Here is a 21,201-nt window from a genome sequence, read left to right as displayed (position 1 = left end):
TTGCAAGGCCTCTGGCGCGCGACGAGCTTTTCACTAGCCCGAGTTCGCGCCAGATAAACCCTTTAGGCGGAACAGGTAAATGTTTCGTGAGGGGGGCTGCAACCGCCTTGCGTCTCCGCGAAGGCGTTCTCGCAGGATCAGAGTGCCGCCGCGCTGGCCAGGATCGGGCTCGCTGGCCGCTGGTAGACGCGGGTCAGCATGCGGTCCTGGGTCTGGGCGATGCGCTGCAGCTTCGAGATGGCGCTTGGGTTGAGGCGGAGCATGCAATCCGTCCAGATCTCGCCAAGATGCTCCAGTTCCTCGCGCAGGTCGCCGGCCCGGCGGTTGAACGCAGAGAACAGTGCGGTCTTGGCCGCGTGCACCGGCAGGGAGTCGCTGGCATATTTGCGGATCCAGTCTTCGCCGGTGCCGGTCGGCACCACCGCTTCGAGTGCGCCGGCCGCCAGGAAATCGGCGGCACTCATCTCCTCCCCGGAGAGCAGCAGGCGCTCTGCTGCACGCGAGCCCATGCGGCGTGACAACACCGCCACCGCCGTGATCGGGAAGTGGTTGAACTTGATCTCGGGGTAGACGAAGGAGGCCTGCTCCTCGGCGATCATGACATTGCAGGAGCGCGGTGCATCGATGCCGCCGCCGATCGCCTTGGCGTGAATGGTCGAGAGCGTGATCACCAGGCCGTTGAGACCGCTGGCGTTCCAGACGGCGCCCTCGATCGAAAGGCGTGCATATTCCGCCAACGCGGCGCGGTCATTCTTGGCGAGACAATCGAGATAGAAATCGAGATCGCCGCCGAGGGTGAAGAATGGGCCGGTCCCGCGGAAGGCGAGGAAGCGTACCGGCGCGCCGTGATACTGATCCGGCGCTCCCCAAAGAGCATAGATCGCCTTCTGGATCTTGCCGAGGCTGTCAAGCAGCTGAAGCGTGAAGACCGGCTTCAGCTCCGGCTTGATCGTCACCCACAGCGTCTTGATTTCGGCTTCGTAGGCCAGCTGCACCTCGGGCAGGAAGCCCGCCTTGTGCCGCAATGCGTCGATGACCTCGCAACATTCCAGAGCGACGGCGGGCACCGATTGGGTGTGTGAAGCGAAGGCCTGGAACATGCCGCAAATCCCGTCAGGTCAGACAATTTGGAAAGCCTCCGCAGGGTAGAAGAAGTTAATGAACTGTAAACGATAACCGGCGGAAATGGTTAATTTCATTAAGCTTTGTTGCCTAAGTTGTGCTGCTGGAAAGCCTGGCGCAATGCAACGATGTGGGCTTTTGTGGCGGCGCGACGAGCCGGCAGAGCAAAGGCTGTGCCGTTACGGAAGACGCCGGACCATGCAGCACTTGCGAACGTCAACACACGGCAAGAGACGGAAAATGCAGGCAGTTTCAGCACAGGAGCGCGCGGGTGCAGCGGCTGGAATCTCGAAGAGCGAGATGCGAGGGCGAAGGTCGAAGGGACAACGCCTCGCCGCGGCACAGTTTCGTCTCAGCCTGGAGCGCGGGGGCGTCGTCGATTGATGTTCGGCAGCGGGAGAAACTTGTCCAAAGCGCGCTGCAGAGCTAACCATGCGCCGCGATTTCGCCGCGATCCCAGCGTTGAACCGCGTAAGCCGAGTTTGATCCATTGAGTCGCCAACCAACCGCAGACGACGAGAAGAGGGCGCGCCTCGCAGCCGCCCTGCGCGAGAACCTCAAGCGCCGCAAGGCGCAGGCGCGCGCTCGTCGGGCGGATGACGCGGAGCGGGAAGACGAAGCGCCGCCTGCCCAGGCCGAAACTCCCCGGTCCTGATTCCGCCCTCAATCGCGCCGCGCGGCCGATAGCCGCGATCTCCAGCAGGACATCCAGATGGACCGTATCCGCATTACCGGTGGCCAGCGCCTCAATGGCACGATCCCGATCTCGGGCGCGAAGAATGCCGCGTTGCCGCTGATGATCGCGAGCCTCCTCACGGATGAGACGCTGACTCTGGTCAATGTTCCGCGACTGTCGGACGTGACGGCGCTGTCGCGCATCCTCTCGAACCACGGCGTCGATCGTTCCATCGCCGGCAAGCGTATCGGTCAGTCCGCTGAGACGGGCCAGACCATCGCGCTTACCGCGCGCCAGATCGTCGATACCTGCGCACCTTACGAGCTCGTCTCGACCATGCGCGCGAGCTTCTGGGTCATTGCTCCGATCCTGGCCCGGATGGGCGAGGCGAAGGTCTCCCTGCCTGGTGGCTGCGCGATCGGTACGCGGCCGGTCGACCTCCTGCTGATGGCGCTGGAGCGGCTCGGCGCAGAGATCACCATCGAGAACGGCTATGCGCTGGCGCGCGCGCCGAAGGGCCTGAAGGGCGCCGAGATCGTCTTCCCGAAGGTAACGGTTGGCGGCACCCATACGGCCCTGATGGCCGCGGTTCTCGCTGACGGTACGACAATGATCGAGAACGCGGCGCGTGAGCCCGAAGTCACGGACCTTGCCGCCTGCCTCATCAAGATGGGGGCCAAGATCGAAGGCGCCGGCACCTCTCGCATCGTGGTCAAGGGGGTCTCGCGGCTCGGTGGCGCGCACCATGCGGTCTTGCCGGACCGGATTGAGGCCGGCACCTATGCAATGGCTGTCGCGATGACCGGCGGCGACGTGCTGCTCGAAGGAGCGCGAGCCGATCTGCTGCAATCGGCGCTCGATATCCTCGTCAAGGCCGGCGTCGATATCAGCGAGACCAATGAAGGCATCCGCGTGCGCCGCAACGGCGCGGCACTGGAGGCCGTCGATGTGGACACTGATCCGTTCCCGGGTTTCCCGACCGATCTGCAGGCGCAGTTCATGGCGCTGATGACACGGGCCAAGGGCACGTCGCGCATTCGCGAGACGATCTTCGAGAACCGCTTCATGCACGTCCAGGAACTCGTCCGCCTCGGCGCGAAGATCCGGCTGGATGGTGACGTCGCCTATGTCGAGGGTGTGAGCAAGCTCACCGGAGCGCCGGTCATGGCCACCGATCTGCGTGCATCGGTATCGCTCGTCATTGGTGGTCTCGCGGCCGAGGGCGACACGATGATCAACCGGGTCTACCATCTCGATCGCGGTTTCGAGGCGCTGGAAGCCAAGCTGACGCGGTGTGGCGCCCAGGTCGAGCGGATCAGCGGTTGACGCCGAACCGTCCGCTCGCCAGAACAGGCCCATGTCGGACGATACCGCAGACCCACTGAAGCTGATCGCGCTCGACGCGGAGGATCTCGCGATCATCTCCGCACATTTGCAGGATGCCGTCCTGCGCGTCGGCGATGTCGCCTATCTTCCTGCGCAGAAGCGCTTCGCGCTGGCTGCGCGACGCTTCGACTGGGAAGGCGTGCCGCACGGCCAGAAGCGCCGGCGCCTCGCCGCCCTGCATTTCGAACGCGTCGTGCACGCGAAGAGCACGAAGGTTGATCCGACGGCGACAGGGGCCGTTCTCAACCTCCTTGCCATCACCTTCACCGAGTCCGCGGCGCCGGCGGGAGAGGTCACGCTGCATTTCTCCGATGGTGCCGCGATCCGCCTGGGCGTCGAGTGCATCGAGGCCCAGATGAAGGACCTCGGCCCGGTCTGGGAGGCGGTCGCCAAGCCTGACCACCCGAACGGCGCCTGACCTCTTCTTTCAGCTTCAGGATTCGCGATGCCGATCAGGCTCGATCAACGAGACGCAGGCTTCGAGCAGGCCTTTGCCGCGCTGCTGACGACCAAGCGTGAGGTGTCCGAGGACGTTGACCGCGTAGCCGCCGACATCATCGCAGATGTTCGCGCCAGGGGGGACGAGGCTGTCATCGCCTGCACCTCCCGCTTCGACAAGCTCGATCTGACCCCCTCGACCCTTCGGGTCAGCGAAGCCGAGATCGATGCGGCCGTCGCGGCCTGCTCCGCCGATCTGCTGGCTGCGCTGGAAACGGCACGCGGGCGCATCGAGGCCTTTCATCTCCGTTTGAAGCCGCAGGATTCCTGGGCGCGCGATGCGCTTGGTGTCGAGAGCGGTTGGCGCTGGAGCGCGATCGAGACGGTCGGGCTCTATGTTCCCGGTGGGACCGCGAGCTATCCCTCTTCCGTGCTGATGAACGCGGTGCCGGCCAGGGTTGCCGGCGTCGAACGCATCGTCATGGTGGCGCCGACCCCGCGCGGGGAGACCAACCCGCTGGTCCTGGCGGCAGCGCGCCTCGCCGGCGTCCACGAGGTCTATCGGATTGGCGGTGCCCAGGCGGTGGCGGCATTGGCCTATGGAACGGCGTCGATCGCGCCGGTGGCCAAGATCGTCGGGCCGGGCAATGCCTATGTGGCAGCCGCCAAGCGCCGGGTCTTCGGACAGGTCGGTATCGACATGATCGCCGGTCCTTCCGAGGTTCTGGTGATCGCGGATTCGAGTGCGAACCCGGATTGGGTCGCGGCCGATCTTCTGGCGCAGGCAGAGCATGACGAATCCGCCCAGTCGATCCTGCTCACCAATGATGCAGCGCTCGCATCCGGGGTTGAGAAGGCGCTGATCGCCCAACTGGCAGTGCTCCCGCGCGCCGCGATCGCCGGCAAGAGCTGGCAGGATTTCGGCGCCATCCTGCTGGTCGAGGACCTGGAACGCGCACTCCCGCTGGTCGACCGGTTGGCGCCAGAGCATCTCGAGATCGTCACCGCCGATCCCGACAGCCTGGCGCGCAAGGTTCGCAATGCCGGCGCGATCTTCCTTGGCGGCCACACTCCGGAGGCGATCGGCGACTATGTCGGCGGCCCCAACCATGTTCTGCCGACCGCCCGCTCTGCCCGTTTCTCCTCGGGGCTCGGCGTCGCCGATTTCATGAAACGAACCTCGTTGCTGAAATGCGGCGTCGACGGGCTTCGCGCCTTGGCGCCGGCCGCGACGCAACTGGCCGAAGCCGAGGGCTTGCAGGCCCATGGCCGGTCCGTGACGATCAGGCTCAATCTCTGAGTCCCGCGCGCCCTGAGTCCGGAGGCTGCATGTCGGAAAGCCAAAGCCTGGTTGGTGTGACTTTTGACGAAGCGTCGCTGGGGCGTGGCAATCCGGATCAGGAACATGAGCGCGCGGTTGCGGTCTATGACCTCGTCGAGCGCAACCATTTCGCGTTACCCGGGCATGATGGCGGTCCCTATCTGGCCCATCTCGCGCTGGTCGAGCGCCGCCTCGTATTCGAGATCAAGGGTGCCGACGGAGCGCCTGTCGTTACGCATCACCTCTCGCTGACGCCGCTGCGGCGCATCATCAAGGATTATGGGCTGGTCTGCGAAAGCTATTACGCCGCCATCCGGGCGGCGACGCCTGCGCAGATCGAGGCGATAGACATGGGTCGGCGCGGCCTGCATGACGAGGCGGCCCACATGCTGGTCGAGCGCCTGGCGAGCAAGGTCGAGATCGACCACGACACAGCGCGTCGCCTTTTCACGCTGATCTATGCCCTGCATTGGAAGGGCTAGGCTCGGTGGAGGGAGCGCCGCCGCGCAAGATCCACAGCGTGCTCTTCATGTGCGCATATAATGCCGTGCGTTCCCCGATGGCGGAAGCCATGGCGAAACACTTCTTCGGCAAGTCGATCTATGTCCAGTCGGCCGGAGCCAGGAGGGGCGAAGTCGATAAGTTCGCGCTTGCCGTGCTCGACGAGATCGGCATCGACGCTCATCGCCACAAGCCAAAATCGATTGAGGAACTGGAGGAGTGGGAAGGGTTGAACTTCGACCTCATCATCTCCCTCTCGCCGGAAGCGCACCACAAGGCCCTTGAACTGACCAGAACGCTCGCTGCCGATGTCGAGTACTGGCCGACGCCGGATCCGACCATCGTCCAGGGCTCGCGCGAGCAGGTGCTCGACGCCTATCGCGATGTACGGGACGGCCTGATGCGGCGGATCAAGCAACGCCTGCGGGCCTGAGCGCCCTGCTCAGTTCACCAGAACGGATCCGCCGCAGCGCACGCCGCTGACCCAACTGTCTGCCTGACCCAAGCCGATGCCGAGCGTGCCGAGGACGGAGTTCAGCAACTGGTCGATCGGTGTTGCCGCACCGGAGATGACGCCACTGACCAGGTCGCCGAGACCCGGTAGCGGCAACCCCAGCCCCAATGCCTCGACCTTGAGGTCGAGATCGCCGACCAGCCGCGAAAGCAGCGTGGCAACGAAATTCTGCGTCGAGGTCGTGCGCTTTTGCGAACGCAGGATGTCTGCATAGGAGAAGTTCACCGGCGTGTCCGTGAGATTGGTCATGGTTGCATGGGCGCGCCCGGTGACTTTCGCCAGTCCTACGACATTCAGGAGCGGCGCCGCCGGTGGGTTGGGTTTGCTGGTGAAATTGTTGAACTCGGCATTGGAGACCTGGCCGATCCAGGCGTCGATCAGGGCCGGCTGGACGCCGAGCGTCACCCGCGACGTGGTGACATCGCCCGGACTGCACTGGACATTCGTCAGTTTGGCTGTCGCCGAGGCGAGTTCGAGATAGAGCGGCAGACGCACCAGGGAGGCCTGTCCCGAGCCCACGAGATCGACCGTCAGCAGCAGGCGTGTTTGTGCCGTGTGGACGCTCGAACCGCTCCGCCCGACGCTGACCATGCTGGTCCCGATCGGGCGCTCGCCGATCCCGAGCTTCAGGGTCACGGCCGCAAGGCCGGGGATATTGAGCGCAAGGCCGATGTCGATCTGGCGGGCTCCGTTCGAGATCTGGGCCAGGGCCGAGACCATGTCGAGGGCAGACAGGGAGACCGCGATCGGGTTGGCGCCGGAGAGCGGCTTGTCGCCAAGTGTCCCGAAGGAGACGAGCGATTTCAGAGGGACGGGGTTCGTCGAACCGGAAGACGCCGCAGCGATCCGCGACAGGGCGCTATTGGCTGATCCATTGCTGGTGCTGTGGTCGCGAGCGGCGTCTGCTGCCGCTGCCAATACATCTGGGAGCTTTACATTGGCGTTCAGCACATCGTTGAAACTCACGGCCGACAGGCGCATCCGAGTGGCCAGTCGCCTTGAGAAGTCGAAGAGATCGATCCGGGCCGTCGCCAGGGCCTCATAATCCATGATCGACAGCGAAACGCTGCTTCCGAGCAGGCCGCTGAGCAGTCCATTGAGGACGCCGCCATCCAGTTTCAGGAGCCGCGAACCCACCGCGAATGAAGCCTGGACGTCCTGGACGCCAATCGCACTCGTTCCGATCGGCACATCTCCGCCACTCTCGCTCGTGCTCGAGCTGGACGCGCCCTCAGGTTGCCTTGAGGTGGCCGAGGCTGCGAAGATGCGACCGAGAAACATCGGAGTGACCGCAGCCATATCGACCTTGACGGCATTGGCGCTTGCAACTGGTCCGACCTTGAAGCGGTCGACCGGCGCCAGGGCCGGATCGGGCGTGTAGACACCGAACACCACCGCCTGGACATTGCTCGCGGCGAAACCGTTGCTCCCGGCACTCGCCTGCGCGGCGGCGCGTGCCTTGGGCAGGTCGGCTGCGGCGGCTAGGGCTGCCAGGTCATTCGCCGTCTGCTGGCGTCGTTTCTGGTAGAAGAAACTCCCGACATCGATGGCCATCGCGCCGAAGCCGAGCAGCATGAATATGCCCGCGGCGAACAGGAGTGCGGTCCCACCACGCTGGTCGCGGACGAAGGAGTCGAAACGCCTGAACATCACATGGCCTCGTCAATGCGGGGAAGGCAACGCGTATCAGTAACCACCACGCTGAACGACGGCGCGGCGCTCCACGACCGGGTCGGGCAGCGCGATCATGCTGCCCAGCCTGTGAAAGATGGAATCGGAGAAGTCGTATCGAATCGCGACCTGGAAGGTCGGCGTCGGGGCGCCGCTTGCGGTCGTCGACACGCTGATCTTGGCGGGGTCGAGAAAGGCATAGCTCTCGACATTGGCGATCACGAAATCCCTGGCGATCCGCTCACGTTCGGTATCGTTCAAGCCAGAGACCGAAGCACGCGCAGCTTCCGCGGCGATCTGCTGGACGCCGTGATAGACACCGAGAACGTAACCATAGCCGATGATGCCGAAGAGCAGCAGCAGGAGGACCGGAGCGACCAGCGCAAATTCTATTGCGCTTGTGGCGTCGGGGCTTCGTGAAAAGCGGGTCCACACCTGTAGCATATCTAGCCTTTGGGCAGGTGAATGCTACTTATACTTGTAATATGCATCTTTTAAAAAAGTTTAAACGGAATCTCACACACACGACCCCAAAGGCGCGACATCCGCTCTTAAGTGAAACTTTACGGGTGGTGAGCGAGTTCGTTCGGCCCGATATGGCCTGCCGGATGGCGCGGAGAGACCGAGTTTTATGACGTCCGGATGCCCGAACGAGATTCCGGCCGCTCAGGGCCGGGGCGCGATGCTGCGGGACGCACTCATCGTCGCCATTGCGCTCGTGGCAGTCAGCCTTGCAGCAGCGCTCAGCCTGCCCCGGGGCGCGGATTTCGCCGCGCCATCGCGCGCGATTGTCTTTTCGCCATGGACCTCTGAACAGGACGCGCTTGCGATGACCCTGGCGGCCGGGCATCGCGTCCTGCGCAGTGGGATCTCACGCTTCATCGTCATTACGGCGCCGTCCGTGGATCCGGGCATCAAACAGGTGAAGCCGCAGGGTGCCCTGCTGATGCTGGCGCTCTCGGGTCTGGCCGGGTGTCTCGACGCCCCTGCGCCGGCGGAGGCGTCCTCATGATCTGGACCCTGACCGGCATTCGCATCGGTGTGGCCCGCTTCCTGCTCGGGCTCGCCTTCCTTCATATTCCGCTGCTGGCGCTGAGCGTCTGGTTTCACGGTGGCGAGGTGCTGATCGCTGCTTCCTTCGCCTTCGTTCTCGCCGCTGGAGCCCTGCTGCTCTATGCCCGTTTCGGCGTCGCCATCGTCACGCAACTGGTGATTGCGATTGTGCTGATCGGCCAGGTTTCGATGCTCGTCTACAGCTTCGCCGGCCATCCCTGGCAGCCTGACACGCACATGTATTACTTCGCTGTCCTCGCTCTGTTGGCGGGGTTTTGCGACTGGCGCCCGATCATGATGGGGGCTGCGTTGACCGCGCTGCACCATCTGGCGCTGCAGTACCTGCTCCCCTCGGCCGTGTTCTACCAGGGCGGCAATATCTGGCGCGTGCTGCTGCATGCCGTGATCGTGGTGATCGAGACTGCGTTCCTGGCGGCGCTCGCCATGATTCTCGGGCGGATGTTCGCCATGAACCAGGACAGCCTGCGCCGTGCCAATGAGATCGCTGAGCGCGAGCGCGCGGCCGGAGAGCGGGAGAAGCGTTTGGCCGATGAACTCGGCCGCCGCAGCGAGACGCTGCGCGAAACCGTCCTGAGTTTTCGCCAGCAGATGGAGCAGGCGATGGCGGTGCTCGACCGTTCGGCCGAGGCCATGCAGGGCGAGTCGCGGGCCTTGACCGGCACCTCCGACCAAGCGCGTCACCAGATGGGGCATGTCTCCGAGGCTGCCGAGGCGACGACGCGCAGTATCGACCAGCTTGCGGTTGCCAGTGGGCAACTCGCGGCTTCGATCGGCGAGATCGGCCAGAACGTGTCGCACTCTGCCGATGGCTCCAAGAGCGCTGCTGAACTCGCCCGGCGCGCCAGCGCGGAAATCGAGGATCTCGCCCGCAGCAGCGAGAATGTTGGTGCTGTTGTCGAAATCATTCGCGGCATCGCGGCGCAGACCAGCATGCTGGCGCTCAACGCCACCATCGAGGCCGCTCGCGCTGGCGAGATGGGGCGTGGCTTCGCCGTCGTTGCGAGCGAGGTGAAGACACTCTCAGCCCAGACCGCGCGAGCAACTGACGAGGTCTCCGGTCAGATCAACGCGATGCAGGTCGCTTCGCAGCGCTCGCTGAGGGCGATCCGCGATATCGTGACGGCCATGTCCGAGGTCGAAGGCGTGGCGGCGGCGATTGCCGTCTCCGTCCACGAGCAGGATCGAGCGACCATGGAGATCGCCCGGCAGGTCCAGCTTTCCTTCGAGGGGGCAAGGCGCAGCGCCGGTGCGGTCGGCAATTTCGAGGCGATGACCGTTCGCACACACGATGCCGCTGAGCAATTGCAGGATGCTGCCGACGCGTTGGCGAAGCAGGCGCACAGCATCCGTCAGGAGGTCGCGGCGTTCTGCGGCCGCGTCGCGGCGGCCTGATCGGGCGAGGCTCCGTTACCAGGCGCGGCCGGGTCCGACCGCTCCGAGATCGAGCCATTTGCCGAGTGTCGCGGCAACATCCGAAAAACTCCGACGCCGCCCGATCGCTCGTGCCGCGACACCTGGCCCGAAGGCGAGGATCGGCACATGCTCGCGCGTGTGGTCGGTGCCCTTCCAGGTGGGGTCGTTGCCATGGTCCGCCGTGATGATGGCAAGGTCGTCCGGGCCCAGCTTCGCCTCGAGCCGTGGCAGCATCGCATCGAAGGCTTCCAACGCAGCCGCGTAGCCCGGCACATCGCGGCGATGGCCGTACTCGGTATCGAAATCGACGAGGTTGACGAAGCAGAAGCCGCCATCCGGCAGCCGGTCGAGCGCGGTGAGGGCGGCCTCGAACATGGCCGCATTGCCGAATGGCTTTATCTCCTCTCCGGTGGCGCGATGGGCAAAGATATCGCTGATCTTGCCGACGGTGATGACGCTCCGGCCCAGTACCGCGAGCCGATCGAGGATCGTGTCGCGGGGCGGTGGAATGGCGAAGTCCTTCCGGTTCGCCGTCCGGGTGAAGCCGGTTGCCGCTGTTCCGACGAAGGGGCGCGCGATGACGCGCCCGATCCTGAGCGGATCGACCAGGACGCGCACCTGGCGGCAGAGCTCATAGAGCCGCTCCAGCCCGAAATGCTCTTCATGCGCCGCAATCTGCAGGACGGAGTCGACCGAGGTGTAGCAGATCGGCTTGCCCGTCCGGATATGCTCCTCGGCGAGCTCGTCGATGATGACGGTCCCGGAGGCGTGCTTGTTGCCGAGAATGCCCGGCAGCCTGCCGTCGCGAATGATCGCCGCGACCAGATCCGGTGGGAAGGAGTTTTCCAGCTCGGTGAAATAGCCCCATTTGAACGGAACGGGACAGCCAGCGATCTCCCAATGGCCGGAGGGAGTGTCCTTGCCCTGGCTTGTCTCGACGCCATAGCCGTACTGACCTTGTGGCGCGATCGGCTTGCTGAGGCCCGCGAGCGGCGTCCCCGTCGAAGCCTCGCAGGCATGGGCCAGGCCCAGCCGGGCGAGGTTCGGCACCTGCAATGCGCCGCGCCGCAGACCCTCGCGGTCGCCCTTGCCAGCCGCGCAGCTCTCCGCGATATGGCCCAGCGTGTCGGCGCCGGCATCGCCATAGAGATGCGCGTCCCCTGCACCGCCGCAGCCGACGGAGTCGAGAACGATGAGGATGGCGCGCGTCATCTCAGTCCTTCACCGCGGCGTTGCCGACGGGTTCGAGATTGAGCGCGGCAGCGAGCAGTGCCTGGGTATAAGCCTCGCGGGGATGTGCGAAAATCTCCTCGGCAGGCCCTTCCTCGACGACCTTGCCGTTCTGCATCACCACGACCCGGTGCGACAGCGCCCGTACCACTTTGAGGTCATGGCTGATGAAGAGATAGCCGAGCTTGCGGCGGCTCTGCAGTTCGCGCAGGAGCTCGACGATCTGCGCCTGCACCGACATGTCGAGCGCCGAGGTCGGCTCGTCCAGCACCACGAATTTCGGGTCGAGCGCCATGGCGCGCGCGATCGCGATACGCTGGCGTTGTCCGCCGGAGAACTCATGCGGGTAGCGATCCATCGCCGCAGGATCGAGGCCGACATCGCTGAGCGCCCTGGCGACGATCTCGCGGCGGGCCTCATAGCTCAGCCCCTTGTCCTGGACCGTCAGCCCTTCCTCGACAATGCCGGCGACCGAGAGGCGCGGTGACAGCGAGCCATAGGGATCCTGGAAGACGACCTGAAGATCCTTGCGCTTCGGGCGGACGGCGGCGCTGGTCAGCCCGTCGATGCGGTCACCGAGGAATACGACAGGCCCCTCCGACGCGATCAGCCGCAGGATGGCGAGGCCGAGCGTCGTCTTGCCGGAGCCGGACTCACCAACGACGCCGAGCGTTTCTCCTTCCCGCACCTTGATCGAGATGCCATCGACGGCCTTCACATGGCCGGTGGTCCGCCGCAGGAAGCCGGACTTGATTGGAAACCAGATCTTCATCGGCCCGGCCTCGAGCAGCGTCGCCGCGCCCGCGGCGACCGGGGCGGGACGCCCCTTGGGCTCGGCTGCGAGCAGGCGTTGGGTATAGTTGTGCTGCGGCTTGTCGAAGATCTCGGCGACCGGTCCCTGCTCGACGATTCGACCCTTGAGCATCACGCAGACCCGGTCAGCGAGCCGCCGCACGATGCCAAGATCATGGGTGATGAACAGGATCGCCATGCCGAGGCGGTTCTGCAGATCCTTGAGCAAGGACAGGATCTGCGCCTGCACGGTGACGTCGAGGGCAGTCGTCGGCTCGTCGGCAATCAGCAGGTCAGGCTCGTTGGCGAGCGCCATGGCGATCATCACGCGCTGGCGCTGTCCGCCGGAAAGCTGATGAGGATAGGCCTCAAGCCGGCTCTCGGCATCGCGGATACCGACCAGGGCCAGCAGCTCCAATGTGCGGGCGCGAGCCGCCACACCGCGCAAGCCCTTGTGCAGCTCGAGGATCTCGCCGATCTGCCGCGCAATGGTGTGCAGTGGGTTCAGCGAGGTCATCGGCTCCTGGAACACCATGGTGATGTCGTTGCCGCGCACCTTGCGCATCGCATCCTCGTCGGCCGCGATCAGGTCCTGCCCGTTGAACAGCACCTTGCCGGAAGGGTGATGCGCTGCCGGATAGTTCAGCAGCTTCAGGATCGCGAGCGCGGAGACGGATTTGCCCGAGCCGGATTCGCCGACGATCGCCAGTGTCTCGCCCTTCGCGACATGGAAGGAGATGCGGTCGACGGCGAGCGTCTCCCTGCCGCCCTGGCGGAAGGCGACTGACAGATCCTCGACGGAGAGAAGGGAAGCGCTCACGCGAAGGTTTTCCTTGGATCGAAGGCGTCGCGCACCGCTTCGCCGATGAAGATCAGCAGCGACAGCATCAGGGCGATGACGAAGAAGCCGGAGAGCCCGAGCCAGGGCGCCTGCAGATTGGCCTTGCCCTGCGCCAGCAACTCACCGAGCGAGGGCGAGCCGGGCGGCAGGCCGAAGCCGAGGAAGTCGAGCGAGGTGAGCGTCGTGATCGAGCCGTTCAGGATGAAGGGCAGGAAGGTCAGCGTCGCGACCATGGCGTTCGGCAGCAGATGCTTCACCATGATCTTGCCGTTGGAAAGGCCGAGCGCACGCGCCGCCCGGACATACTCGAAATTGCGGGCGCGCAGGAATTCGGCCCGGACCACGCCGACCAGCGCAACCCATGAGAACAGCAGCAGGATGCCGAGCAGCACGAAGAAGCCTGGCGTGATCACTGCCGCAACGATGATCAGGAGATAGAGCGCCGGGATCGAGGTCCAGATCTCGATGACGCGCTGGAAAATCAGATCGGTCCAACCGCCGAAATACCCCTGCACGGCGCCTGCGGCGATGCCGATCAGCGACGAGATCGTGGAGAGAATCAGGCCGAACAGGATCGAGATGCGGAACCCGTAGACCAGGCGCGCCACCACGTCGCGGCCCTGGTCGTCCGTGCCGAGCCAGTTCCATTCGAGTTCGCGGCAGGTCATGCCGCCAGTCCGCTCGGCGATCGGCCGGCACTCCTCGTCCTTCAGCATCCAGGTCGGTGGGGCAGGAGCGGGAACCGGCAGGTCGAGGTTATGTGTGCGGTAGGAATAGCGGATCGGCGGCCAGATGGCGTAGCCATTGGCATCGATCTCCTTGGCGATGACTGGATCGCGATAGTCGGTGGTGGCGAGGAAGCCGCCAAATTTCTCCTCGGGATAGTTCACCACGATCGGGAAGAGGAACTCGCCTTTGTAGCGCACGATGAGTGGGCGGTCGTTGGCGATGAACTCCGCGAACAGGGAGAGCACGAACAGCGCGAGGAAGATCCAGAGCGACCACCAGCCCCGCCGGTTCGCCTTGAAGTTGTTGAGCCGGCGCCGGTTGATCGGCGAGAGCTTGAGCCAGCCCTGGCCCGCCTCGGGCGGTGCAATGGCCGCGCTGCGGGTGCTTGGCGGCAGGTCGATCAGCGTTTCGCTCACCTCAGGCCTCCCGCGTTTCGAAATCGATCCGGGGGTCGACCCAGGTGTAGGTCAGGTCGGTGATGAGATGCACGAAAAGGCCGATCAGCGAGAAGATGTAGAGATTGGCGAAGACGACCGGATAGTCGCGGTTGACGATGGCCTCGAAGGAGAGAAGCCCGAGGCCGTCGAGTGAGAAGATCGTCTCGATCAGCAGCGATCCGGCGAAGAGCGCATGCACGAATGCGCCGGGAAAACCGGCGATCACGATCAGCATGGCGTTGCGGAAGACGTGGCCGTAGAGCACGCCGCGCTCGCTGAGACCCTTCATCCTTGCGGTCAGGACATATTGCTTGCGGATCTCGTCGAGGAACGAATTCTTGGTCAGCAGCGTCGAGGTCGCGAAGGCGCCCAGCGCCATCGCCGTGACCGGCAGGGCAATGTGCCAGAGATAGTCGGTGGCCTTGCCGATCAGGCCGAGTTCTTCCCAGTTCTCGGAATGGAGTCCTCGCAGCGGGAAGATCTGCCAGAACGAGCCACCAGCGAAGAGCACGATCAACAGGATCGCGAACAGGAAGCCGGGAATGGCGTAGCCGACGATGACCACGGCGCTGGTCCAGGTGTCGAAGCGCGAGCCGTCCTTCACCGCCTTGCGGATGCCAAGCGGGATCGAGATCGCGTAGGAGAGCAGCGTCATCCACAGGCCGAGCGAGATCGAGACCGGCAGCTTCTCCTTGATCAGTTGCAGCACCGGAGCATCGCGAAAATAGGACCGGCCGAAATCGAAGCGGATATAGTCCCAGAGCATCTTGCCGAAGCGCTCATGCGCCGGCTTGTCGAAGCCGAATTGCTTCTCCAGTTCCTTGATGAAGGCCGGATCGAGCCCCTGCGCGCCACGGTAGGATGAGCTCGCATCGCCGTGCTGCGCACCGGCATCGCCGCCGGCGCTGCCGCCGACGCGGTCGGAGGCGTTGCCGCCCTGGCCCTGCAATTGTGCGATCACGCGCTCCACCGGGCCGCCCGGTGCGAACTGCACGATGACGAAGGAGATCAGCAGGATGCCGAACAAGGTCGGCACCATCAGCGCGAGGCGTCGGGCAATATAGGAGAGCATCCGTTCACCCGGCCTTTCGGGGAGGACCAAGCACACCGAGATGGGTGTCGGCAAAAAGCGAGGGATATTTCAGGCCATAGCCCAGCCCACGGTCGAACGCGATATGTCCGGCCCAGATCAGCGCAATCGCAAGGGCCATCGGCAAAGCCAGCGAAAGGTTAGCGATTGCCAGCAAGGCCGGGCCGATCAGCGAGTGAGTAGCGTTATAAAGGGTGGCGCCCAGTCTCGGATTGGCGAGATAGAGGAGCATGCCAAGATCCGGGGCCAGGATCAGTGCAGCAAAGAGCCACCACGAGGCGCCGGTGCCGGCGAAGAGCCAGATGCACAGCGCGCCGAGCATGAATCCTTCGAGGCGCAGGATGACCCTGGGAGTTCCGCTGACCTGACCTCGGGCTGCCGCCACCATCCTCATCCCTTCCCGATCCGCTTGGCTTTCTCGGCATCGAACCACCAGATCCCCGGAGCGCCGGACGAGTATTTCGGCTTGGTTGCAGGCCGGTCGAACATGTCCCAATAGGCCAGCCATTCATTCGGGTTCCACCACATCGGCACCCAATAGCGGCCGGCGCGCAGCAGCCGGTCCAGAGCCTTTGCTGCAACCACGACCTCCTTGTAGCTGCCGGCCTGGCCGATCCGCTCGATCATCGCATCGATGGCGGGATCGCCGATGCCGGCAAGGTTGCGCGAGCCGCGCGTCTTCGCCGCCTCGGAACCGTAGACGATGCGCATGGAATCGCTGGGAATCGCGCTGCCCGTCAGCGCGCGGCTGACCACGTCGAAATCGAATTCGTCGAGCCGGCGCTGATATTGTGCGGCATCGACGATGCGCGAGGTCGCATTGATGCCAAGGCGCTTGAGATTGGCCTGGAACGGCTGGGTGTGCGGCTGCAGGGCCGCCTGGAAATCGAGGAACTCGATCTCGAACGGCTTGCCGTCCGGCAGCTTCAGCACGTTGCCATCCCGCTTGCAGCCGGCAGCGCGGAACATTTCGTCCGCCTTGCGCAGCAGGGCGCGATCGCTGCCGGAGCCGTCGCTGACCGGCGGGAGATAGACCTCGCCGAAGACTTCGTCCGGCACCTTGCCACGGAAGGGTTCGAGCAGAGCGAGTTCTTCGGGCGAGGGTGTGCCGACGGCCTTGGAATCCGAGTTCTCGAAGAACGAAGTCATGCGGGCAAAGGAGCCGAACATGATGTTCTTGTTGGTCCACTCGAAATCGAAGCAGAGCCCGATCGCCTCGCGGATGCGCGGATCCTTGAAGGCATCGCGGCGCAGGTTGAAATACCAGCCCTGTGAGCCGGTCGGCTCGGTATTGGGCAGGGATTCCTTCTTGACCTTGCCCTCCTTGATCGCCGGGAAGTCATAGCCGGTCGCCCAGATCCGGGAGGTGAATTCCTCCTGGAAGGTGACGACGCCGCTCTTGAAGGCCTCGAAGGCGACCTGCCGATCGCGGAAATACTCCCAACGCGTGCGGTCGAAATTGTTGACGCCGACATTCACCGGCAGGTCCTTGCCCCAGTAGTCGGGAACCCGCTCGAACTCGATGAAGCGGCCTTGCTCGAGCCGCCCGACCTTGTAGGGGCCGGAGCCGAGCGGTGGTTCCAGCGTCGAGGCTTCGAAATTCCGCGTCGACCAGTATTTCGCGGAGAACACCGGCAGGCCTGCGACGACGAGGTGCAGGTCGCGGCCGCGCTTCGGCGAAAGCGTGACGACGACGATATCGTCGCCTTCCGCGACCGACGAGACGAGCTCGTTGAGGATCAGTCGGTAGGAAGGGTGTCCCTTGCTCTTCAGGATATCCATGGAGAAGGCGACATCGGAAGCTGTCACCCGGCTTCCATCATGGAAGCGCGCCTCCGGCCTGAGCCGAAAACGGTAGGTCAGCCTGTCCGCGGAGATCGCGACGCTCTTCGCCAGCAAGCCGTAGAGCGCACCGGGCTCGTCGCCGGAGCCGGACATCAAGCTGTCGAAGCAGGCATCCATGCCTGCGGCGCCATCGCCCTGGAGGACGAAGGTGTTCAGCGTGTTGAACGTGTCGAAGTTCTGGTTGCCGCCGGCCCGCTTGATCTGCAGCGTGATCGTGCCGCCCTTCGGTGCCTTCGGGTTCACATAGGCGAAATGTGGAAAATCAGCGGGCAGTGCCAGCTCACCGAAGGTCGAGAGGCCATGAACCTCGCCGGTCTCGGCCAGGGCCCGGCCGGGCAGGGCAGGCAGGCCCGCACTCGCCAGCGCTGCTCCCGCGGCTTCGAGCAGCCTGCGGCGTGTGATGCGCATCGCCATGGTGCCTCGTCCTCCTGCAACTGATTCGCTGGCCGATTATGTCGACCCGTGAGGTCGATACCAGCGCGGAGAGGAGATTCCTCGCCATGGTGAGGGCAAGAGCATGGCGGGAGCAAGCAAAAGCCGGGCTCGAGGGCCCGGCTTGCAGTCATTCAGGCGCGCCGAATCGACGCAAGGCTCATTTCGGCAGCGGCTTGGGCGCATCCGCGAGCGTGTTGAGATAGGCGATCACGTCGGCACGGGCGTCGGGCTTGGTCAGGCCGGCGAAAGCCATTGTCGTCCCCGGCATATAGGCCTTCGGGCCCTTCAGGAAGCCGTCGAGCTGCTCGGCCTCCCACTTCTCGGAGGACTTGCCCTTCATGGCGGCCGAATAGCCGAAGCCGTCGATCGAAGCCTTGTTGCGACCATAGACGTCGAAGAGATGCGGGCCGACCTTGTTGGCGCCGCCCTTCTCGAAGGTGTGGCAGGCCTTGCACGCGCCGACGGCCTTCTCGCCACGGGCCGGATCGGCCTTGGCGAGACGTTCCACGATCGGCGTGTCCGCCACCGGAGCGGCAGCGCTTGCGCCAGCGGCGGCACTCGGCTCCGGGCTCGGCAGATCGAAGCCGGGTACGGCCGGCTTGTGCGGCGCGAAGACAATGCCGGCGGCCATGTTCAGGGCCATCACCACGAGCAGCGTGGACAGGCCCGCGCCGGCAATCTTGTTCAGCTCGATATTCATCGCATCGAAACCCTTGGGCCTCGCCACAGGACAGGCAAGGCATAGCAGCGCTCCGGCCGGAGCCTGGGAGCGCCGACACACGGGCGTTGCTTAACCGCTTTGCGCGCTTCATTGCAACTCGTATAAGCACGCACCTCTTTGAGACCTTTTGACGCCTCCCGTCGCAGTCTCGCGACATTCCCCCAGAGCTGTTGCCGATGTCGGACCCACTAATCCTGATTCCCGCCCGCATGCAGGCGACCCGCCTGCCCGACAAGCCTCTCGCAGACATCCTCGGGGAGCCGATGATCGTGCATGTCTGGCGCCGCGCGATGGAATCGGGGGTTGGCGCCGTGGTCGTCGCCACTGACGAGCCGCGCATCGTCGCGGCGGTCGAGAAGGCCGGGGGCAGGGCGGTGATGACCAGCATCCACCATCAGACCGGTTCGGATCGAATCAAGGAAGCGGCCGATATCGTCGACCCGCAGGGGCGCCACGACATCATCGTCAACGTCCAGGGCGACTTTCCCACGCTCGATCCGAGCGCGATCGCTGCCGCGGTGAAGCCGCTTGAGGACGCTGCCGTCGACATCGCGACCCTGGCCGGCGTCATCACCGATGAGGACGAGAAGACCGCGCCCAGCGTCGTCAAGCTGATCGGCAGCGAGATCAGCCCTGGCCGGATGCGCGCGCTGTACTTTACCCGCGCCACCGCGCCGAGCGGTGAGGGGCCGCTCTATCACCATGTCGGCCTCTACGCGTATCGCCGCCGCGCGCTCGACCGCTTCGTCAGCCTGCCGCAATCGCTGCTCGAGCTTCGCGAGAAGCTTGAGCAGCTCCGTGCGCTGGAAGACGGCATGCGGATCGACGCGATGATCATCGATCACGTCCCGCGCGGCGTCGACACTCCTCCTGACCTGGATCGCGCCCGCGCGCTCCTGAAATCCCGCCCCGGAGCCTGAATCATGTCTGTCGTCGTGTCCTACCAGGGCGAGCCCGGAGCCTTCTCCTCACAGGCCGCCCTACAGGTCTTTCCGGATTGCGAATTGCTGCCTTGCGCAACCTTCGAGGATGCCCTTTCCGCGGTCAGCGACGGAGCGGCCCGCTATGGCATGATCCCGATCGACAATTCGATCGCCGGCCGCGTTGCCGATATCCACCATCTGCTGCCGCGCTCCGGCCTGCACGTCATCGGCGAGCATTTCCTGCCGATCCGCTTTCACCTGATGGCGGTCGAAGGCGCGACGCTTGCCACCCTGAAGACCGTGCAGAGCCATATCCACGCGCTCGGCCAGTGCCGCAAGATCATCAAGAAGCTGGGATTGAAGGCCGAGGTCGCGGCCGATACCGCGGGCTCTGCCCGGCAGGTTGCGGAAGCCGGCGACGTCACCCGCGCAGCGATCGCGCCGCATATTGCGGCCGAGGTCTACGGGTTGAACATTCTGATGGAGGACATCGAGGACGAGAAGCACAATACCACGCGCTTCGTCGTGCTTTCGAAGTATCCGGAATTTGCCCGCCAGGGCACGAAGCAGACTGTGACGACGCTGATGTTCCGCGTGCGAAACATTCCGGCGGCGCTGTACAAGGCGCTGGGCGGCTTTGCCACCAACGGCATCAATATGACCAAGCTCGAGAGCTACATGGTCGACGGCCATTTCTCCGCGACGATGTTCTATTGCGATGTCGAAGGGCATCCGGACGATCCGGATCTGAAGCGGGCCCTGACGGAGCTCGAATATTTCTCCAAGGAGATGAAGATTCTCGGCGTCTACCCGGCGCACGAGTTCCGCGCGAGTCTCGCCGAGCCGGGCGAATAGGGGCCGATAGCAGCCGACCGGTAACCGCGTCGGCTGCAAACGCCCCGTCGTGCTAGGGCGTGACGCCGTCCTCGGCCCACGCCTTCAGGATTGTGTTCGCGATCGCCATATGCGGCGGGCAGGACAGACCATCCGGATGCCTGCCATCCAGCATCTGCAGCGCCTCCTCGCGCGAGAACCAGCGCCCCGCCTCGAGTTCGTTCCCGTCCAGCGTGATGTCGTCGTTCAGCGCCTCGCTGATGCAACCGATCATCAGGGAAGAGGGGAAGGGCCAGGGCTGCGAGGCGACATAACGTACGGCGCCGGTGTGCAGCCCCGCTTCCTCGAGGGTTTCGCGGCGCACTGCGTCCTCAAAAGTTTCGCCGGGCTCGAGAAAGCCGGCAATGCAGGAATACATGCCCGGCGCGAACCGGGCCTGACGCGCCAGGAAGCACTTCTCGCCGCGCACCGCGAGCATGATCACGACCGGATCGGTGCGTGGGAAGTGCAGCGCGCCGCATTGCGAGCATTCGCGCCGCCAGCCGCCGCTTACTGTCGGCGAGAGCCCGCCGCAGCGGGCGCAGAAGCGATGCCGCGCATGCCAGTCGAGCAGCGCCTTGGCTTCGCCCAGGGGCCCGACCTCTTCGGCCGGGACGAGCCGATTCAGGGCGATCGAGCGCAGGTCGCTGACCATGAGATCGTCGCGCTCGCGCAGCGGCTCGGCGAGTTCCCTGTCGACCAGTCGGCCGAAACAGGCGGTCCCTTGTGGATCGAGCCCGAGGAAAACCTCCTCATGCGCCTTGCCGATAGCGTCGGCCTCGCTCTCGGCGAACCAGATCGTCAGGGTCTCGGCGTCGATGCGCTTCAGGATCGGCGTCTCGCCGGAGACGACCGCGTGGCGCGTACCCGGCGAAGCGCGAAAGCCTTCGACCGCGTCGGGGCGGTCGCGCAGGTCGCCGCGGCGATCGAGCGGGTTCGTGGCAAAGCCGGTCAGGGCCGAGCGTTCGCGTCGAAAGGAGACATCGTTCATGCGCACACCCGTCTGGCAGGCGGCTCGAAAGCAGCCGCCGCGTAGGCGGATGTGCTAGCGGCAAAGTGCCGCCTGCGCCAGAGGCGGAAGGCGCGAGGCGGGTCTGCTCCCGGCGGTTTGGTCGTGCCTTGAAGCATCGGCCCGAAAAGTGGACTGCGGTTTTCGGGAAAGCCGATGC

20 protein-coding genes are annotated in these 21,201 nt (G+C 64.7%); 9 read left to right on the top strand and 11 right to left on the bottom strand.

The genetic code is table 11. The features are described 5' to 3' along the window. Nucleotides 1-137 precede the first annotated feature (137 nt). Nucleotides 138-1,100, bottom strand: coding sequence for an enoyl-CoA hydratase-related protein (locus tag FG93_RS02475; protein WP_043231360.1), 963 nt, complete (start codon nucleotides 1,098-1,100; stop codon nucleotides 138-140). 734 nt (nucleotides 1,101-1,834) lie between these two features. Between FG93_RS02475 and murA the strand changes: the two genes are divergently transcribed. From murA to FG93_RS02450, 5 genes are read left to right on the top strand one after another with little or no spacing between them, the layout of a single operon-like run. Next, nucleotides 1,835-3,124, top strand: coding sequence for a UDP-N-acetylglucosamine 1-carboxyvinyltransferase (murA, locus tag FG93_RS02470; RefSeq protein WP_043231359.1), 1,290 nt, complete (start codon nucleotides 1,835-1,837; stop codon nucleotides 3,122-3,124). 31 nt (nucleotides 3,125-3,155) lie between these two features. Further along, complete coding sequence (locus FG93_RS02465) at nucleotides 3,156-3,602, top strand: DUF2948 family protein (RefSeq protein WP_043231357.1); 447 nt, start codon at nucleotides 3,156-3,158, stop codon at nucleotides 3,600-3,602. Between the two features lie 27 nt (nucleotides 3,603-3,629). Beyond that, complete coding sequence (gene hisD, locus FG93_RS02460) at nucleotides 3,630-4,922, top strand: histidinol dehydrogenase (protein WP_043231356.1); 1,293 nt, start codon at nucleotides 3,630-3,632, stop codon at nucleotides 4,920-4,922. 29 nt (nucleotides 4,923-4,951) lie between these two features. After that, entirely contained in the window at nucleotides 4,952-5,425 is a 474-nt protein-coding gene (locus FG93_RS02455) for a UPF0262 family protein (protein ID WP_043231354.1), read from the top strand. Nucleotides 5,426-5,472: 47 nt separating this feature from the next. Further along, entirely contained in the window at nucleotides 5,473-5,877 is a 405-nt protein-coding gene (locus FG93_RS02450; RefSeq protein WP_052513331.1) for an ArsC family transcriptional regulator, read from the top strand. 9 nt (nucleotides 5,878-5,886) lie between these two features. On the opposite strand, the gene FG93_RS02445 is transcribed toward FG93_RS02450, so the two are convergent. Both FG93_RS02445 and FG93_RS02440 read right to left on the bottom strand, forming a co-directional pair. Then, nucleotides 5,887-7,608, bottom strand: coding sequence for a pilus assembly protein TadG-related protein (locus tag FG93_RS02445; protein ID WP_043231351.1), 1,722 nt, complete (start codon nucleotides 7,606-7,608; stop codon nucleotides 5,887-5,889). Nucleotides 7,609-7,644: 36 nt separating this feature from the next. Continuing rightward, complete coding sequence (locus tag FG93_RS02440; protein ID WP_043231349.1) at nucleotides 7,645-8,073, bottom strand: TadE/TadG family type IV pilus assembly protein; 429 nt, start codon at nucleotides 8,071-8,073, stop codon at nucleotides 7,645-7,647. A gap of 187 nt (nucleotides 8,074-8,260) precedes the next feature. On the opposite strand from FG93_RS02440, the gene FG93_RS02435 reads away from it, so the two are divergent. Next, nucleotides 8,261-8,641: a hypothetical protein gene (locus FG93_RS02435; RefSeq protein WP_152579262.1), complete on the top strand. Its 381-nt coding sequence runs from the start codon at nucleotides 8,261-8,263 to the stop codon at nucleotides 8,639-8,641. Then, entirely contained in the window at nucleotides 8,638-10,095 is a 1,458-nt protein-coding gene (locus FG93_RS02430; RefSeq protein WP_043231345.1) for a methyl-accepting chemotaxis protein, read from the top strand. Before FG93_RS02435 ends, FG93_RS02430 begins: the two co-directional genes overlap by 4 nt. Before the next feature lie 15 nt (nucleotides 10,096-10,110). On the opposite strand, the gene FG93_RS02425 is transcribed toward FG93_RS02430, so the two are convergent. The 7 genes from FG93_RS02425 to FG93_RS02395 all read right to left on the bottom strand — a co-directional run bounded on the left by FG93_RS02425 (nucleotide 10,111) and on the right by FG93_RS02395 (nucleotide 18,215). After that, nucleotides 10,111-11,328 (bottom strand): phosphopentomutase, encoded by a 1,218-nt coding sequence (locus FG93_RS02425; protein WP_043231343.1) that lies wholly within the window; start codon nucleotides 11,326-11,328, stop codon nucleotides 10,111-10,113. Between the two features lies 1 nt (nucleotide 11,329). Next, nucleotides 11,330-12,958: an ABC transporter ATP-binding protein gene (locus FG93_RS02420; RefSeq protein ID WP_043231341.1), complete on the bottom strand. Its 1,629-nt coding sequence runs from the start codon at nucleotides 12,956-12,958 to the stop codon at nucleotides 11,330-11,332. Then, entirely contained in the window at nucleotides 12,955-14,076 is a 1,122-nt protein-coding gene (locus FG93_RS02415) for an ABC transporter permease (RefSeq protein ID WP_244448481.1), read from the bottom strand. Before FG93_RS02415 ends, FG93_RS02420 begins: the two co-directional genes overlap by 4 nt. A 49-nt stretch (nucleotides 14,077-14,125) precedes the next feature. Further along, nucleotides 14,126-15,217 (bottom strand): microcin C ABC transporter permease YejB, encoded by a 1,092-nt coding sequence (locus FG93_RS02410; protein WP_043231337.1) that lies wholly within the window; start codon nucleotides 15,215-15,217, stop codon nucleotides 14,126-14,128. Between the two features lie 4 nt (nucleotides 15,218-15,221). Next, the gene (locus tag FG93_RS02405; RefSeq protein WP_043231335.1) at nucleotides 15,222-15,623 is read right to left on the bottom strand and encodes a DUF4260 domain-containing protein; all 402 of its coding nucleotides are present in this window, start codon (nucleotides 15,621-15,623) and stop codon (nucleotides 15,222-15,224) included. A gap of 2 nt (nucleotides 15,624-15,625) precedes the next feature. Continuing rightward, nucleotides 15,626-17,494 carry an extracellular solute-binding protein gene (locus tag FG93_RS02400; RefSeq protein ID WP_200878054.1) on the bottom strand — a complete coding sequence of 623 codons (1,869 nt, stop codon included), beginning with the start codon at nucleotides 17,492-17,494 and terminating at the stop codon, nucleotides 15,626-15,628. A 178-nt stretch (nucleotides 17,495-17,672) separates the two neighbouring features. Next, nucleotides 17,673-18,215, bottom strand: a complete 543-nt coding sequence (locus tag FG93_RS02395; RefSeq protein ID WP_043231840.1) for a cytochrome c family protein — start codon at nucleotides 18,213-18,215, stop codon at nucleotides 17,673-17,675. A 197-nt stretch (nucleotides 18,216-18,412) separates the two neighbouring features. Between FG93_RS02395 and FG93_RS02390 the strand changes: the two genes are divergently transcribed. Continuing rightward, nucleotides 18,413-19,156, top strand: a complete 744-nt coding sequence (locus FG93_RS02390) for a 3-deoxy-manno-octulosonate cytidylyltransferase (protein WP_043231333.1) — start codon at nucleotides 18,413-18,415, stop codon at nucleotides 19,154-19,156. 3 nt (nucleotides 19,157-19,159) lie between these two features. Continuing rightward, nucleotides 19,160-20,014 carry a prephenate dehydratase gene (locus FG93_RS02385; RefSeq protein WP_043231332.1) on the top strand — a complete coding sequence of 285 codons (855 nt, stop codon included), beginning with the start codon at nucleotides 19,160-19,162 and terminating at the stop codon, nucleotides 20,012-20,014. 52 nt (nucleotides 20,015-20,066) lie between these two features. On the opposite strand, the gene nudC is transcribed toward FG93_RS02385, so the two are convergent. Then, nucleotides 20,067-21,023, bottom strand: a complete 957-nt coding sequence (gene nudC / locus FG93_RS02380; RefSeq protein WP_043231330.1) for an NAD(+) diphosphatase — start codon at nucleotides 21,021-21,023, stop codon at nucleotides 20,067-20,069. Nucleotides 21,024-21,201 lie beyond the last annotated feature (178 nt).

The sequence above is a fragment of the Allobosea sp. LC85 genome (genome assembly GCF_000735605.1).
Taxonomy (GTDB): Bacteria; Pseudomonadota; Alphaproteobacteria; order Rhizobiales; family Beijerinckiaceae; genus Allobosea.
Note: the sequence above shows the minus strand (reverse complement) of the source record. Positions and strands in the feature narration are given on the sequence as shown.